15 protein-coding genes are annotated in these 15,696 nt (G+C 66.5%); 4 read left to right on the top strand and 11 right to left on the bottom strand.

The genetic code is table 11. The features are described from left to right. Positions 1 to 121 precede the first annotated feature (121 nt). Genes ATE64_RS01595 through ATE64_RS01585 form a run of 3 tightly spaced genes read right to left on the bottom strand, consistent with a single transcriptional unit; the run spans position 122 to position 3,653 of the window. Positions 122 to 1,282: an alginate lyase family protein gene (locus tag ATE64_RS01595; protein WP_058454655.1), complete on the bottom strand. Its 1,161-nt coding sequence runs from the start codon at positions 1,280 to 1,282 to the stop codon at positions 122 to 124. Next, on the bottom strand, positions 1,279 to 2,502 hold the full coding sequence (locus ATE64_RS01590) for an alginate lyase family protein (protein WP_058454656.1): 1,224 nt from the start codon (positions 2,500 to 2,502) through the stop codon (positions 1,279 to 1,281). The genes ATE64_RS01595 and ATE64_RS01590 overlap by 4 nt, the downstream gene beginning before the upstream one ends. Further along, on the bottom strand, positions 2,499 to 3,653 hold the full coding sequence (locus ATE64_RS01585) for a glycoside hydrolase family 88 protein (RefSeq protein WP_058454657.1): 1,155 nt from the start codon (positions 3,651 to 3,653) through the stop codon (positions 2,499 to 2,501). Before ATE64_RS01585 ends, ATE64_RS01590 begins: the two co-directional genes overlap by 4 nt. 121 nt (positions 3,654 to 3,774) lie before the next feature. Here ATE64_RS01585 and manD point away from each other — a divergent pair, with 121 nt between their 5' ends. From manD to ATE64_RS01565, 4 genes are read left to right on the top strand one after another with little or no spacing between them, the layout of a single operon-like run. Then, entirely contained in the window at positions 3,775 to 4,986 is a 1,212-nt protein-coding gene (gene manD / locus ATE64_RS01580) for a D-mannonate dehydratase ManD (RefSeq protein WP_058454658.1), read from the top strand. After that, on the top strand, positions 4,986 to 5,879 hold the full coding sequence (locus ATE64_RS01575) for a DUF4861 family protein (protein WP_058454711.1): 894 nt from the start codon (positions 4,986 to 4,988) through the stop codon (positions 5,877 to 5,879). The genes manD and ATE64_RS01575 overlap by 1 nt, the downstream gene beginning before the upstream one ends. 34 nt (positions 5,880 to 5,913) lie before the next feature. Beyond that, positions 5,914 to 6,627: a FadR/GntR family transcriptional regulator gene (locus ATE64_RS01570; protein WP_058454659.1), complete on the top strand. Its 714-nt coding sequence runs from the start codon at positions 5,914 to 5,916 to the stop codon at positions 6,625 to 6,627. Between the two features lie 43 nt (positions 6,628 to 6,670). Further along, positions 6,671 to 8,374: a D-aminoacylase gene (locus ATE64_RS01565; protein ID WP_058454660.1), complete on the top strand. Its 1,704-nt coding sequence runs from the start codon at positions 6,671 to 6,673 to the stop codon at positions 8,372 to 8,374. 11 nt (positions 8,375 to 8,385) lie between these two features. On the opposite strand, the gene maiA is transcribed toward ATE64_RS01565, so the two are convergent. From maiA to ATE64_RS01525, 8 genes are read right to left on the bottom strand one after another with little or no spacing between them, the layout of a single operon-like run. After that, complete coding sequence (maiA, locus tag ATE64_RS01560; RefSeq protein ID WP_058454661.1) at positions 8,386 to 9,027, bottom strand: maleylacetoacetate isomerase; 642 nt, start codon at positions 9,025 to 9,027, stop codon at positions 8,386 to 8,388. A gap of 16 nt (positions 9,028 to 9,043) precedes the next feature. Continuing rightward, positions 9,044 to 9,796, bottom strand: coding sequence for an Asp/Glu racemase (locus tag ATE64_RS01555; protein WP_058454662.1), 753 nt, complete (start codon positions 9,794 to 9,796; stop codon positions 9,044 to 9,046). 11 nt (positions 9,797 to 9,807) lie between these two features. Beyond that, on the bottom strand, positions 9,808 to 10,716 hold the full coding sequence (locus ATE64_RS01550; RefSeq protein WP_058454663.1) for a fumarylacetoacetate hydrolase family protein: 909 nt from the start codon (positions 10,714 to 10,716) through the stop codon (positions 9,808 to 9,810). Between the two features lie 33 nt (positions 10,717 to 10,749). Then, entirely contained in the window at positions 10,750 to 11,886 is a 1,137-nt protein-coding gene (locus tag ATE64_RS01545; protein ID WP_058454664.1) for a cupin domain-containing protein, read from the bottom strand. 20 nt (positions 11,887 to 11,906) lie between these two features. Further along, positions 11,907 to 12,917 (bottom strand): carbon-nitrogen hydrolase family protein, encoded by a 1,011-nt coding sequence (locus ATE64_RS01540; RefSeq protein WP_058454665.1) that lies wholly within the window; start codon positions 12,915 to 12,917, stop codon positions 11,907 to 11,909. 10 nt (positions 12,918 to 12,927) lie between these two features. Then, positions 12,928 to 14,163, bottom strand: a complete 1,236-nt coding sequence (gene kynU / locus ATE64_RS01535) for a kynureninase (RefSeq protein ID WP_058454666.1) — start codon at positions 14,161 to 14,163, stop codon at positions 12,928 to 12,930. Then, entirely contained in the window at positions 14,160 to 14,789 is a 630-nt protein-coding gene (gene kynB, locus ATE64_RS01530; protein ID WP_156416440.1) for an arylformamidase, read from the bottom strand. The genes kynU and kynB overlap by 4 nt, the downstream gene beginning before the upstream one ends. Next, positions 14,786 to 15,694 (bottom strand): tryptophan 2,3-dioxygenase family protein, encoded by a 909-nt coding sequence (locus tag ATE64_RS01525; protein ID WP_082657532.1) that lies wholly within the window; start codon positions 15,692 to 15,694, stop codon positions 14,786 to 14,788. Before ATE64_RS01525 ends, kynB begins: the two co-directional genes overlap by 4 nt. Positions 15,695 to 15,696: the final 2 nt, after the last annotated feature.

Below are 15,696 nucleotides of genomic sequence, written 5' to 3'. Positions count from 1 at the left end.
ACCCTCTCCCTTCTTGTCTCGGTTCCATTTTGGTAACCGGTGTCATTATTGATCGCCCTTTCGCCACATCATGTCAAGAAAAATGTCAGACATCTTTGGTCCGCGCCGCGGGCATCAACGCTTATAACCAGAGCAAAGGTTGGCGGACCGGGAAATTGCGGACAACTTCGCCAATCCGGGGATCGGGATCGAGGCGTTGCCACAATGCGGTCCAGTCGCGGCGGCCAAGCGCGAGTCCGCCGAACAGCAGGCTCGGCTGGCGCACCGGGAAGCCATCGCAATATTCGATGTCGCGCGCGAAGGGCCAGCGCGCCTTGTCGGCGACATAAGGCGCCATGAAGGCGATCGCCTTCGCGATCGAACGCCCGTCGCCGGTTTCCCACGCGACGAGATCGCGACCGCCGAGCAGCCAGGCACTCGCGGCAAGCACGTCGAGGTTGAACAGCGAATAGGCATAGGGCTTGGTCCGCGCGAGTTCCAGCGGCTGGCGGCCGTCGAGTGCGACCTGCGTCGGGACGATCACGGTCCTGAGATGCGACCGCGCCGCCTCCAGCACATCGCCGCGCCCGAGCAGGGCCGCAAAGGCCGATGCCTGGAGCAGCCAGCAGCTCCCGTGATTATTCTTCTCGTCGCGCTCCTGCATCCCGAAGGGCGAAGTCGTCAGCCAGTCGAGATAGGCGACGAACCACCGCTCGACCTCGGCCCGAATCGCGGCATAGCCGGGGGCGTTGCGGCGCGCGAACAGCTCCGCAGCGCGCGCAACCTCGACGATCTGGAGCGTATCGATCACCCCGATCGCGCGCCCGCTGTTCACGCCGATGATCGCCTGCGCATGGTCGAGGTTCGGGTTCATCCGTGTCGCCGGGTCGACGAACCAGGCGCGAAGATGCCGCATTGCCGCCTCGGCATAGCGTGGATCGCCGGCGAGATCCCAGACAGCGGCGAGCGCGGGAACGGTACGGCCGAAGACGATCAGCGCGTCGCGGTGCCCGTCAAACTTGTCAGGGTTCGAACGCCCGTCGCGGCGTACATAGGCACCGCCCGGATTATCAGGATCGGGCCACCAATAGTCGCCCTCGGAATAATAGTCGTGCGGTCCCGCGGGGCTGCGCGGCGCGGGGATGGCGGCGATCGTCCGGGGTTCGATCGCCAGCAACGCCGGCCCCTGCGGCAGCAGCCGCTTGCGCTCGATCGCGCGAATGTCGAACGCCCCCGAATTGCGCGCCCATGCCGCCGGCGCTGCCAGCAATAATGCCAGAAGCAGGGTGCGCCGCGCAATCATGGCACCCGATAACGGAGCACGAGATCTGCAGGAATGTGCCGCGGATAGACCCCCGGCCCCCACGCCCGGTCAGCACGCACCAGCAGGCCATCGAGCATGTCGGCGGGCCAGTCCTTTTCCTTGTACGGCCAGTCCGCGGCGCGCCCGCGATAGGCCGCGAGATAATCGGTCGCCTGGCGGAGCGAGTGCCCCTTTGGCCCCGTTTCCGCGTACAGGTCGATGCCGATGCACGCCGCGCTGTCGGCGACCGTATAGGCGGCGTCGAGCGCATAGAGCGAATAATGGAAGCTGCGGGTGCGCGTCAGCTCGGCGGGCATCGCGCCCGATCCATCGACCTGCCTATCGATGCGCCCCTCGGTAAAATGCAGCGCAATGTCGCGCGCAATATCGGGGCGCCGCGCAAACAGCGCAAAGCGCGCAAGCTGGGCGTCGTACCAAAGGCCGTGATTATTCCTCGCGGCCGCTTCCGCCCTCCCGTTCGCGCTGTTTTGCATCCAGTCGACATAGCGCGCGAACCAGTTTTCGAGCGCGGCGTTTTCGGCGGGCGAGAGCGATCCCGCAGGTGCGATCAGCCCCGCCGCGTCGATCACCCCGATGAACCCTGCACCGTCGAGCACGCCCTCGGCGCGGCCGTTCGCGACCCCCGGCACCGCCTGCGCGAAATCCATGTTCGGGTTCATCGCGGTCGCCGGATCGAGGAACCAGGTCCGGATCGCCCGCGCCGCGCCATCGGCATAGCGGGTGTCGCCGCTGTAATAATAGGCGAGCGCCAACGTCTCCGCCTCGCGTGCCATGCGGGCGAGCGCGATACGATCGAAGCGGTTCGTCTCGATCTCGGGATTGGTGTCGCCGTCGCGGCGGACGTAGGGGCCTGCGGGATTGGCGGGGTCGGGCCACCAATAACGCGCGAGGCTGACATAATCGTGGCGGTCGCCCGATGGCGGATCGGCCTGCTTGTCCATCACCGATGCGGGCCTGGCAGCCAGCGCATGGTCGGCCCGCGCGATCAGGTCGCGATAGGCCGCGGCGACGACCGGGTCGTTCGTCCGTTTCGCCTTGATCGCCTCAAGGTCGGTGGGCGTCAGAGCGAAGGTTCGCCGTCCCCCAAAACTGGCGGCATAGCCCTCGCTGCCTTCGCAGACCGGGTGATCCGATGGAGCAGAAACGGCGGGCGAAGCCAGCGACAGCAACGCGAGCGAGACGGGGACAAGAAGCTTCATTTCGTTTTCAGCCGGCGCGTCTCCGCAAGGTCGGCCATCGCCGTCCCCGCGAGCAGAAAGGCCCCGGCGCCGTAGAATTGCGTCTCGCGCGCCGATACGCTGTCGGGCCTGTCGCCCACCTGTTGCACCCAGCCGAGCATCCCGTCGGGCTGCACCGCACGCGTCAGCGCGTGCCACCCGCGCACCGCCGCCGGTTCATATCTCGTGCGGTCGAGCAGCCCGGCCTCGATCCCCCATGCGAAGGCATAGGTGTAGAAAGCGGTGCCGCTTGTTTCGGGAGGCGTCGCCGGACCCTGGTCGAGCAGCGACGCGGGCCAATAGCCGTCGGCCTTTTGCAGCGTGACGAGCCGTGCCGCCATGTCGCGGAACAGCCGTTCATAATAGCCGCGCTTCGGATCGTCCTTGTCGAGCGTCTTGAGAATACCGACCAGCCCCGCCATCACCCAGCCGTTGCCGCGGCTCCAGAACAGCTTGCGCCCCTGCGCGTCGCGCTGGTCGAAGAAGCGGCTGTCGCGGAAATAGAGCCGCTCTGCCGGATCGTGGAGATAGTCGGTCGTCGACTTGAACTCGGCGTGGGCGAAATCGGCGTAGCGCTTGTCGCCGGTCGCCTTCGCGAGCTTCAGCAGCGTCTCGGGCGCCATGAACAGCGCATCGCACCAGCACCAGCGATCGGTGCAGGAGGGATCGCCCTGCCCCGAGGCATTGGAAACAAAAACGAGGTCGGTCGTCGGCCGGTTCGCGAGCACATGGTCGTAATAGGCGCGCGCAGGCGCCAGCGCCTTTCCCCCCTCGCCATTCTTCGCCGCCCAAATCCAGGCGCGCGCGATGAGTTGGTCATCGGCATGATAGGGCTTGTCACCGAGCTTCCAGCCAAGCTCGCGACCCAGCTCGATCAACGGCTTGCCATAGCGCGGATCGCGGTCGGCAAGCGCGGTCAGCGCGACCCAGAAGGTCGCCTGCTGCCAGTCGCGCGGGTTGCGAACGCTTGGCCGCGCCGCCGGCATCGCCCCCCAGTTGGTGCGGTTGGTCAGCTGCCAGTCGGCAACCCGCCGCGTCTCGGCGAGGATCGCCGCCGCAGTCGGCATCGCCGGTTCGGCGTCGGCGACCGCTGCGGGCGCAGCGACCAGCATCAGGGGCGCGAAGAAGTTCATCGGCACCGCTCTCTCCCGCGAGGCTCGCTCGCCAGTCCTTACCGCCGGCGACTTCTCTCTTTCCTTTTACGTCGAGCATGTCAATAAGGTTGTCATACAACTATAGACGAATGGAGAGGCCATGCCCAAGATCGTGTCCGCCCGGGTGATCGTGACGAGCCCGGGACGCAATTTCGTGACGCTGAAGATCGAATGCGATGACGGTACGACCGGCGTCGGTGACGCGACCCTGAACGGCCGCGAGCTTGCGGTCGCAAGCTATCTCGCCGACCATGTCGTGCCCTGTCTGATCGGCCGCGACGCGCACCGGATCGAGGATATTTGGCAATATCTCTACAAGGGTGCCTATTGGCGGCGCGGCCCGGTGACGATGGCGTCGATCGCCGCGGTCGACATGGCGCTGTGGGATATCAAGGGCAAGGTCGCGGGGCTGCCCGTCTATCAGCTTCTCGGCGGCGCCTCGCGCGAGGGATGCATGGTCTATGGCCATGCCAACGGCGCGACGATCGAGGACACGATCGCGGCCGCGCTCGATTATCAGCGCCAGGGGTACAGGGCGATCCGGCTGCAATGCGGGGTGCCCGGCATGGCGTCGACCTATGGCGTCAGCGGCGACAAATATTTCTACGAGCCCGCCGACGCCGATCTGCCGACCGAGAATATCTGGTCGACGGCCAAATATCTGCGCATCGTCCCCGAACTGTTCGCGGCGGCGCGCGAGGCGCTCGGCTGGGATGTCCACCTGCTCCACGACGTCCACCACCGCCTGACCCCGATCGAGGCGGCGCGGCTGGGCAAGGATCTGGAGCCATATCGGCCTTTCTGGATCGAAGACGCGACTCCCGCCGAGGATCAGGAGGCGTTCCGCCTGATCCGCCAGCACACGACGACACCGCTCGCCGTCGGCGAAATCTTCAGCTCGGTCTGGGACTGCAAGGCGCTGATCGAGAACCGGCTGATCGACTATATCCGCGCGACCGTGCTCCACGCGGGCGGCATCACGCATATGCGCCAGATCGCCTCGCTCGCCGACCTGCACCAGATCCGCACCGGCTGTCACGGCGCGACCGACCTGTCGCCCGTCACGATGGCGGCGGCGCTGCACCTCGGGCTCGCGATCCCCAATTTCGGCATTCAGGAATATATGCGCCACACCCCCGAGACCGACGCAGTCTTCCCGCACGCCTATCGCTTCGCGGACGGGATGCTCCATCCCGGCGACGCCCCCGGACTCGGCGTCGACATCGACGAGGCGCTGGCCGCCGACCATCCTTATGCCCGCGCCTATCTGCCGGTGAACCGGCTCGAGGACGGGACGATGTGGAGCTGGTGATGCGCCGGGTGCTCCTCGCCGCCCTGTTGATCTCGGCGCCCGCACTCGCGCAGGATCATGCGCCGCTGCGTCCGGCCACGCCGGACGAGCAGCGGGCGCGGGCCGCGGTCGTGATCGCCGATTATCGTTACGGCGACCTGCTCTGGGAGAATGACCGCATCGCGCACCGTATCTATTCGCGCGCGCTCGAAACTGCCGAACCGCCCTCCTCGTCGGGAATCGACGCATGGGGCAAACGCGTCCGCTGGCCCTATATGGATCGCCAGCTCCGCACCGGTGACCAGCACGCCGACCATGGCGAGGGGCTCGATTTCTATAATGTCGGCACCGGGCGCGGCACGGGCGGGCTCGGCATCTGGTACGACAACAAGCTCTGGACCTCGCGCAACTATGTCCGCCCGCATATCCTGACCGCCGGACCCGAGGTCGCGGACTTCACGGTCGACTATGATCCCTGGCCGGTCGATACGCTACGCACGGTGCGCGAGACGCGGCGCTTCACCCTGCCCGCGGGAACCAATTTTACGCGGCTGACCTCGACGCTGACGTCGAGCAGCGACGCCGAGCTGATCGTCGGGATCGGCCTCTCAAAGCGCCCGATAAACGGCGGCGCGCTCGGCGAGATCAGCAAAGACGCGGCAAACGCGCGAATGAGCTGGTGGGGTCCGCCCGATGGCGCCAAGGGCCGCATGGCCGCCGCGGTGATCGTCGATCCCGCCGCGTTCATCGGCTTCGCCGAGGACGCCGACAATTATCTGGTCCTGATCCGCGTCACGCCGGGCAAGCCGTTCGTCTATTATAGCGGCGCGGCGTGGGACCGCCGCGGCGATTTCGCGACGCGCGAGGCATGGGAAAGCTATGTCGCGGCACAAGGTCCGGCTTTCCGGCCCTAGCCAGAGTCGCGGCGCTTTGATAACCCTGCCCGCCATGGCGACCAAGGCAGCGTCGCTGGCCGACGATCTGGTCCAGCGCTTTGAACAACAGATAGAAAAGGGCGACATGCCCCCCGGCGCGCGCTTTCCGACCGAGAAGGCGATCACCGAGGCGTTCGGCGTCAGCCGCACCGTCGTGCGCGAAGCCTATTCGCGCCTCGCGGCGCGCGGCCTGCTGGTGTCGCGGCGCGGCTCGGGCGCCTATGTCCCCGACGGCGCGCAATATCGCGCCTTCCAGATCGCCGCGGACGAGGTCGGCGAGATCGAGGATGTCCTGCGCCTGCTCGAAATGCGCATGGGGTTCGAGGCCGAAATGGCGGACCTCGCGGCGCGGCGCCGCACCGACGCCGACCTCGCCGCGCTGCGCGGTGCGCTCGAGGCGATGGAGGCGAGCACCGACGTCGACGCGTCGGTCGCCGCGGATACCGCCTTCCACGCCGCGATCGCCGGGGCGACGGGCAATGACTATTTCCTGCGCTTCACCCAGTTTCTCGGCGTCCGTCTCGTCCCCTCGCGCAAGCTGTACCTGCAGGGCAGCGACCCCGAGCGGCACCAGCATTATGCGCGCACGATCAATAACGACCACCGCGCGATCTATGCCGCGATCGAAGCGCAGGACCCCGCCGCCGCCCGCCGCGCGGCGCGACGCCATATGGAGAAATCGGCCGCGCGATACCGCGCAATTCAGCAGGCGCTGCCGAAGGATTGATGGACGATTTGACGACGCTCACCGCTCATCCACGGAGAAAAAGATGACGCTGCCACGGCCCTTCGTCCTTTCGCTGATGCTGCTGAGCGGCGCGATACCGGCGGCGGCGCCCGCGGCCGCAGAGGGTGCGAGCCCCGCCTATGACCTGATCATCCGCGGCGGCACGATCTACGATGGATCGGGCGCCCCGCCCGTCACAGGCGACGTCGCGATCAAGGGCGACCGCATCGTCGCGGTCGGCACAGTCGACGGCACGGCGAAGCGCGAGGTGCAGGCGCGCGGCATGGCGGTGGCCCCGGGCTTCATCAACATGCTGAGCTGGGCGACCGAATCGCTGATCGCCGATCCGCGCAGCGAAAGCGATATCCGGCAGGGGGTGACGCTGGAGGTGATGGGCGAAGGCTCGTCGATGGGCCCGTACAACGCGACGATGAAACGTCAGGAGACCGAGCGGCAGGGCGATATCCGCTACAAGATCGAATGGACGAGCCTTGGCGACTATCTCGGCTGGCTCGAAAAGCGAGGCATCTCGACGAATATCGCGAGCTTCGTCGGCGCGGCGACAGTGCGCGTCCACGAACTCGGCGAGGATGACGTCGACCCGAATCCCGAACAGCTCGCGCGCATGAAGGCGCTCGTCCGGCAGGCGATGAACGAGGGCGCACTCGGCGTCGGCAGCTCGCTCATCTATGCGCCCGGTTCCTATGCCGAGACCGACGAACTTGCGGCACTGATGACCGAGGCGGGCAAGTGCGGCGGCATGTACATCAGCCACATGCGGTCGGAGGGCGACCGGCTGGAGCAAGCCGTCGATGAACTGATCGAGATCGCGCGCCGATCGGGTGCGCCCGCCGAAATCTATCATCTCAAGATGGCGGGCCGCTCGAACTGGGGCAAGCTTGACGCGGTCGTGAAGAAGATCGAGGCGGCGCGCGCCGCGGGGCTGCGCATCACCACCGACATGTACACCTACACCGCCGGGGCGACCGGGCTCGACGCGGCGATGCCGACCTGGGTGCAGGCAGGCGGCCTCGAAGCATGGATCGAACGGCTGAAGGATCCCGCGACGCGCGCGCGCGTTGCCGCGGAGATGCAGAAGCCGGGCAGCGACTGGGAGAATCTCTATTTCGGCGCCGGCGCCGACAAGATGATCCTGACGGGGTTCAAGAATGAGGCGCTGAAGCCGCTCACCGGCAAGACGCTCGCCGAGGTCGCGGCGATGCGCGGCAAATCGCCCGAAGAAACGGCGATGGACCTCGTGATCGAGGACGGGTCGCGCGTCGGCACCGTCTATTTCCTGATGTCGGAAGACAATGTCCGGAAGCAGGTGCAACTGCCGTGGATGAGCTTCGGGTCCGACGCGGCGTCGCAATCGACCGAGGGCGTATTCCTGAAATCGGGTGCGCATCCGCGTACCTACGGCAATTTCGCGCGTCTCCTCGGCCGCTATGTGCGCGACGAGAAGCTGATCACGCTCGAGGAAGCGGTGCGCCGTTTGACGACATTGCCCGCGACCAATCTCGGCATCGCCGAACGCGGAGCGCTGAAGCCCGGCTATTACGCCGATGTCGTTGTCTTCGATCCGGCGGCGGTCGCCGATCGCGCGACCTTCGAACAGCCGCATCGCTATGCGGTCGGCATGCGCGACGTCTATGTGAATGGCATTGCCGTCCTCAAGGACGGACGGCACAGCGGCGCGACGCCGGGCCGCGCGGTGCGCGGCAAGGGGTTCGGCCGCTGCAGCTGAGGCATCGCTGATCAGACCGCGTCGGGCTGCGCGTCCGGATGCGCCTGACGAAACGCATCGAGCCCGGTGCAGCGGGCGTCGATCGCGACCAACGTCGGAATGGTCGCCAGATCGCACGCGAGCCGACGCGCGTTGAAAAGCTGCGGAACAAGGACGCAATCGGCCATCGTCGGCGCGTCGCCGAACAGGAAGCGCCCACTCTTTCCTTCCGCTGCCACGAAAGCCTCGAGCCGCGTGAGACCGTCCTCGACCCAATGCCGGTACCAGTCGTCGATCGCATCCTGGCTCTGCCCCAGATCGCGCTTGAGATATCGAAGCACCCTGAGGTTCGCGAGCGGATGGATGTCGCAGGCGACGAGCTGCGCGGCGGCGCGGACATAGGCGCGGTCCGCGGCGCGTTTCGGCAACAGCGCGGGTTCCGGATGCGTTTCGTCGAGATACTCGATGATCGCGAGCGACTGGACGATCAGCCCGTCGGCGTCGGTGTCGAGCGCGGGGACGAAGCCCTGCGGATTGACCGCCTGCCGATAGCCCGGCAGCGGCTCGCGCGCGAGCAGGTTGATCGCGACCTGGTCGGCGGCGATCCCCTTGAGCCCCAGCGCGATCCGCACGCGATAGGCGGCCGATGACCGGAAATAGCTGTAGAGCTTCACCGCCCGTCCCCTTCGATCAATAGCGTCCCGAAAGCAGCGCGCCGGCACCCGGCACCCGCGCTTCGAGCCCGAGCCGCTTCAACATCTGGTGCGTCGTGCAGACCGCCGCGGAAACGACGGGTAGCCCGACCTCATCCTCGACCTTCTGGATCGAGGGCAGCGAGGGCATCTGGACGCAGGCCGACAGCACCAGCACATCGATCCCCGCAAGGTCGAGCTTCTTATAGTGAGCCAGAAGGTTCGCGGGATCCTGCGCCGCGACCTCGAGATTGTCGGGAATCTCCAGCGCGAGCGAATCCTGCACCGCGATCCCCTCGCCTTCGATGTACGAAACGACGAGCTGGGTGAGCGGCTTCATATAGGGCGCGACCACCGCGATCCGCTTCGCGCCGAGCGCGTGCAGGCCGTCGACCAGCGCCCCCGCGCTCGTCACCACCGGCGCGGCGTGGCCGTTTTCGACGGTCCGCCCATGCAGCCGCTTTTCCGACACGCGGTGATAGCCTGGGCCCATGCTCATGATCGCGACGAGGCAGGCATAGCCCATTACGTCGACCGCAGCGTCGGACAGCTCGAAGGCACAGCGGTCGGAATCGGCGTCCATCGCCGCCAGTTCCTCCTTCGTCACCTTCTTCATCCGCATGCGCGCGCTGTGGAAGGTAAAGCGGTCGGGCAGGATCGCTTCGCGGGCGCGGAGCATCGCGGGGATTTCGGTTTCCATCGTGACGTTCGAACTCGGCACGATCTGGCCGACGCGGAAAGGGCGGGTCATGGTTCGGTCTTTCAGATGGCGACGATCGGGTTGCGCAGCGTGCCGATGCCCTCGACATGGCATTCGACGACGTCGCCCGGCCACATGAACTCCTGCGGGTCGCGGCCCGCGCCGACGCCGGCGGGTGTGCCAGTGGCGATGATGTCGCCGGGCTCCAGCGTCATCACGCCCGATATGTCGGCGATGAGCTGCGCGACGTTGAACAGCATGAAACGCGTGTTGCTGTTCTGCTTCTCGACCCCGTTGACCCTGGTCCACATATTGAGGTTCTGCGGATCGGTGATTTCGTCGCGGGTGACGATCGCGGGGCCCATCGGCGCGAAACTGTCCTGCCCCTTCGACACGATCCACTGCCCCGCACGGCGGCAGTCGCGCGCCGACACATCGTTGATAACGGTATAGCCGAACACATGGTCGAGTGCGTCGGCCTCGGCCACGTGGCGCGCCGTACGCCCGATCACCACCGCCAGCTCGGTTTCCCAGTCGAGCTGCTGCGTCACCTTCGCATTGTGGCGGATCGGGTCGTTCCACGCGACCACGGCGGTCGGCGGCTTCGAGAAAATCACCGGCTCTTTCGGCAGCGCGTCCGACGTGTCGAGCGCGCGCGCCGATTCCGCGACATGCTCGGTATAGTTCAGCCCGATACCGAAGATATTCTTGCGCGGGCGCGGGATCGGCGCGAGCAGGGTCACATTGCCCTCGGGCAGCGACGTGCCGACCAGATCGGCGGGCGTCGCAGCCGCGACGGCCTCCTGCAGGAAGCCGAGCGCGACCGGACCCAGATCGATGAAGTCGAGCATCGTCGCGGGCAGATCATGCCCGATCGCGTCGCCGAAATATTCGACGTCGATGACGAGTCCCTGGTGGACGAGTCCGAGGCGCGGCCCGGTTTCGGCCGTGCGATAGGTCACGAAGCGCATGGTTGTTTTCCTGTTATGGGTTGCGATGAGGGTTCAGGCCTGAACCTGCTGATGGCCGTCCTTGTCTTCGAGCGCTTCCTCGATCCGGACGCCGAGCGCCTCCATCACGGGGAAGTCGTTGAACGAGAAGAGGAACGCCTCTTCCGACGGGTCGAGATTGACATGCTCGTGCCAGGTCCAGGCGGGCACGCAGAAAATGTCATGCTCCGCCCAATCGAAGCGCCGCCCGCCGATCACCGAATAGCCGCGGCCCTGCGCGACATTATAGACGACGTTGCCGGTGTGCCGGTGCGCGCGCGTATGCAGCCCGCCCTTCAGCATCTGCATGTGCGCGCCCATCGTCTGGAGCGCCCAGCCGCCGGTCTGCGGGTTCGAATAGCGCATGATATGCCCGTCGAAGGGCGAGCCGCCCGACACCTTGGCGAAATTCCAGATCGCGTCGCGCACCTGTTCCCAGCGATAGACCATCGTCGGCGAAAAGGGCCGCGCCCACGCCTCGACGCCGTCGGGTTGCATCGCACCGCCATAGGAAAGCGGCAGATCGTCGGCGGGAAAGCCCGGGGTCTGCGCCGGGGCGTCATAGACCGCATAAAAATTGCTCTCCATGCAGTTCATGAGCGGGATATCGAGCCCGTCCTGCCAGATCGAAAGCTGGCCGTCCGCGGCGACGCCATGATCGTGCCAGCACCCGTTCGGCGTCAGCACATAATCATTCTTGCCAAGCGTGACATGATGCCCGTCGACAACTGTATAGGCACCGCCGCCTTCCATGATGAAGCGGTGCGCCGAGGCGGTATGCTTGTGCGCGGGGGTGATCTCGCCGGGGCGCATCGCCTGCAGGCCGCTGAACAGCCAGCCGCAGACCGCGGTGTTCGCACGCCCCGCATCGCTGTCGTTGAGCAAGGTCACGACGCGGCGCCCGGCATCCTCGGGCCGCACCAGCTCGACCGCGCGCAGGCATAGCTCGCGCATCTCGGCATATTTCCACAGCGTCGGATTGTACCGGCTCTGCGGCTCCCACGGCTCGATCGCGTTGGCGCGGTTCCAGAAGGCGTCGGCATTATGCGCGCCAAGCTCGGCGTAGAATTGCCGGAGCTCGTCGGTATCGGTGACACGCGAGCGCCCCAGCTGCGCATCGCGGGGATCGGGTTTTGACACGACGCTGGCCATCTTGCCTCTCCTTGCCAATCTCAAGCCGTGGGCGGCTCCGCACCGCCGTCGTCGGCGGGCGGCACTTCGTCATCGCGCCAGCTTGCGCTCGTACGCGGGCGCCGGTCGATGCGCAGGTCGAAAATGTCGAAGCGGTTATAGGCGCCGATAATATCGTGCATCTGCTTGGGCTGGATGCAGCGCGAAAGGTCGATCTCGGCATAGACGATGCCTTCGTCGTCGATCAGCGGGTCGCCGACGAGATTGCCGTCGGGGCCGATCACGCCCGAAAAGGCGCTCTGCCGCCGCTCGAGCAGCGCGCGGTTTGCGGGCCGCCCGGCGCTCATCGCCGCGATGATCTCCTCGCTGACGGTCGAGCAGGCGACGATCGTGAACAGCTTGCCTTCGAAGCTGTGCGCGGTCGCGCGGATGCGGATCGCGTCGGCCATATTGTACGAAGCAGGCGCGACGGGCAGCGAGATATAATTGGCGACATGGACCAGCTCGCCCGCCGACAGCAGCGCGAAGCGCGCGAGCGTATTGGTATTCTCCCCGCACGCGAGCGTCCCGAGCGGGCCGACCGGCGTGTCATAGACGCGCAGGCTCGCGCCGTCGCCGCCCGCCCAGGTCAGCTTCTCGGCCCAGGTGGGCACGAGCTTGCGATGCCGGCCGAGCAACGTCCCGTCAGCGCCGATGACGAGGTTGGTGTTGTAGAGCGTACCGAGCGCGCGCGGGTCGCGTTCGTTGACGCCGATCACCACGGTGCAGTCGTGCGCGCGCGCCGCCGCGCATAATTGCTCGACCTCGGGCCCCGGCACGGTGATCGCGGCGCGGCAGAGCCGTTCGAACCATTCGCTCCCCTCGACCGGCGTCATCAGCCAGTTCCAATAGGGATAGCCCGCGACGAACACTTCGGGAAAGGCGACGAGCTTCGCGCCATTGCCCGCCGCCTCGGCGATCAGCGCGCACGCCTTGTCGACCGTCGCCGCAGGATCGAGGAAGACGGGGGCGGTCTGGACCGCGGCGACCTTCGATTTGGGGAGTTCGAGCATCGGCGCCTCCTCAGGTCACGGCCGCGCGGACGCGATATTCGGGCTTGTCCCACGCGCGCGTCACGCAAATGTCGCGCAACCGCTCGACCGCCTCGACGACGTCGGCGTAGCGCAGATAAAGCGGCGTCAGGCCGAATCGCAATATGTCGGGCGCGCGGAAATCGCCGATCACGCCGCGCTCCTTCAGCGCCTGCACCATCTCGTAACCATGGGGGTGTGCGTAGGAAATCTGGCTCCCCCGCAGCTCGGGATCGGCGGGGCTCGCAAGTTCGAAGCCGAACTCGCCGCAGCGCGCGGTCATCCGCTCGATGAAGAGCTGGCCGAGCCGGACCGACTTCTTGCGCAGCTCGCGCATGTCGGCGCGCGCCATCAGGTCGATGCCGCATTCGAGCGCGGTCAGCCCCAGCACCGGCGGCGTCCCGCAGAGGAAGCGCGTCACGCCCGCGGCGGCGCGATAATCCTCCTCGAAGGTGAAGGGGCTCGCATGACCGAACCAGCCCGACAGGACGGGCATCGCGTCATGGTGGCGCTCCGCCGCGAACAGGAAGGCGGGCGCGCCGGGGCCGCCGTTCAGAAATTTATAGCCGCAGCCGACCGCGAAGTCGGCTTTCGCACCGTTGAGGTCGACCTCGATCGCGCCGGCGCTGTGGCTGAGATCCCAGACGATTAGCACGCCCTTTTCGTGCGCGCGGCGCGTCACCTCGGCCATGTCGCGGATCAGGCCGGACTTGTAGTGCACCTGCGTCAGCAGCAGCACCGCGACATCCTCGTCCAGCCGGCCCAGCACGTCGGCGGGATCGACCGTCACCGATTTCAGCCGCCCGCCGCTGAATGCCTCGATCCCCTGCATCATATAGACGTCGGTCGGGAAATTGGTCGTCTCCGACAGGATCACCGCGCGGTCGGGGCGGAGCGAGGCGGCCGCGGTCACCGCCTTGAAGATGTTCACCGAGGTCGAGTCCGCCGCGATCACCTCGCCGGCCTTCGCGCCGAGCAGCGCCGCGATCTTGTTGCCGATCCGCTGCGGTGCCCCGACCCAGTCGGCGCCGAGCCACGAGGTGATCAGCCCCTCGCCCCATTCCTCGGTCACCGTCGCCGCGAGGCGCGCCGCGGTCGCCTTGGGCAGCGCGCCGAGCGAATTGCCGTCGACATAGATCAGCCCGTCGCGCAGCCGGAACTCGTCGCGAAACGGCGCCAGCGGATCGCGCGCGTCGAGATCGGCGACTTCGGCGAGAATTTCCTTCACTTCGCAAGCTCCCGCAGGATCGCCCGGACGGGGCTGGCATCGGCGGCCGCGATCTTCAGCGGCAGCGCGATCAGTTCATAGTCACCTGGCGGCACATCATCGAGTACGAGTCCCTCGAGGATGCGCATGTCGCCCGCGAGAATTTCGTGATGCGCGTCCATCGTCTTCGATGTTTCGGGATCGAGCGACGGCGAGTCGGTCCCGACCAGCCGGACCCCGCCCTCGCGCAGCCTGGCGACAACCTCGGGCGCGATCGCGGTGAAATCGCTGTCCCAGACGTCGGCGGGAAAGCGATCATAGGTCCGAAAGATCACCCGCTCGGCGCCCGCGACCGCATCCCAGTCGACGTCGCCCATCTCGATCCGCGCCGCCGCATGGCGCACGTCGACGAGCACGCAGCGGCCGATGTACGGCGCCAGGTCGCAATCGGCGCTCGCGGCGCCATCGGGAGCATAATGCAAGGGCGCATCGGCATGGGTGCCGGCGTGGAGCGGCGCGTCGATCTCGCCGACGTTGACCGGGCAGCCGTCACCGATCTCGACGTTGCGCATCACGCGGACCGGCGGCTCGCCCGGCCAGACCGGCATGTCGGGTCGCACGACCTGCGAGATATCCCATATTTTCACGAGGCATCTCCGTCGGCATAATTGCCGCCGGCCTTCGGTGCGACCATGCGCGTGCGCATCGCCCAGAGTTCGGGGAAAAAGCTGAGGTTCAGCGCCTTGACCAGATAATTGACCCCGGCCGATCCGCCGGTGCCCTGCTTTTGCCCGATCACGCGCGCGACGGTCTTCATGTGCTTGAAGCGCCATTCCTGGAAATAATATTCGAGCGCGGTGACCTTCTCGGCCAGCATGTAGAGATCCCAATAGTGCTCGACGTCCGAATAGACGGCGAGCCAGGCATCCTCGATCGCCTCGGACGCCTCATAAGGCCGGCTCCAGTCGCGTTCGAGATGCGAGGCGGGGATCGCGAAGCCGCGTCGCGCAAGCAGTTTCAGCACCTCGTCATAGAAAGACGGCGCGTTCAGCACCGCGCTCAGCCGCGCATGGGTTTCGGCATCGTCGGCGTGGACGAGGAGCAGATCCTCGCGCTTGTTGCCGAGCAGATATTCAAGCTCGCGATACTGGTGCGACTGGAACCCCGACGCTTTGCGCAGATAGCCGCGAAATGTCAGGAAATCATGCGGGGTCAGCGTCGCCAGCACCTCCCAGCTATGGATCATGTGGCGCTGGATCGTCGCAATGCGGTCGAGCGTCTTGCCCGCATGATCGAGGTCGTCGGCCTGGATCGCGGCGACCGCGATCCGCGCCTCGTGCAGCACCAGCTTCAGCCACAGCTCCATCGTCTGGTGCATGATGACGAACAGCATCTCGTCGGGCTTGTCGGTCACCGGAACCTGCGACGAGAGCAGCTTTTCGGTTTGCAGATGCCGGGCGTATGACAATCCCTTGTCCCACTGGATCCTCTCGCCGTCGATCTCGGCCTCGAAGCTTTCGATCCCGTCCTCGACAAATCGCCTGATGCTCAAGC

It is taken from the genome of Sphingopyxis sp. H073, from assembly GCF_001468395.1.
Classification (GTDB): Bacteria; Pseudomonadota; Alphaproteobacteria; order Sphingomonadales; family Sphingomonadaceae; genus Sphingopyxis.
The sequence above is the reverse complement of the archived record's forward strand: the minus strand, read 5'-3'. Positions and strand labels throughout refer to the sequence as shown.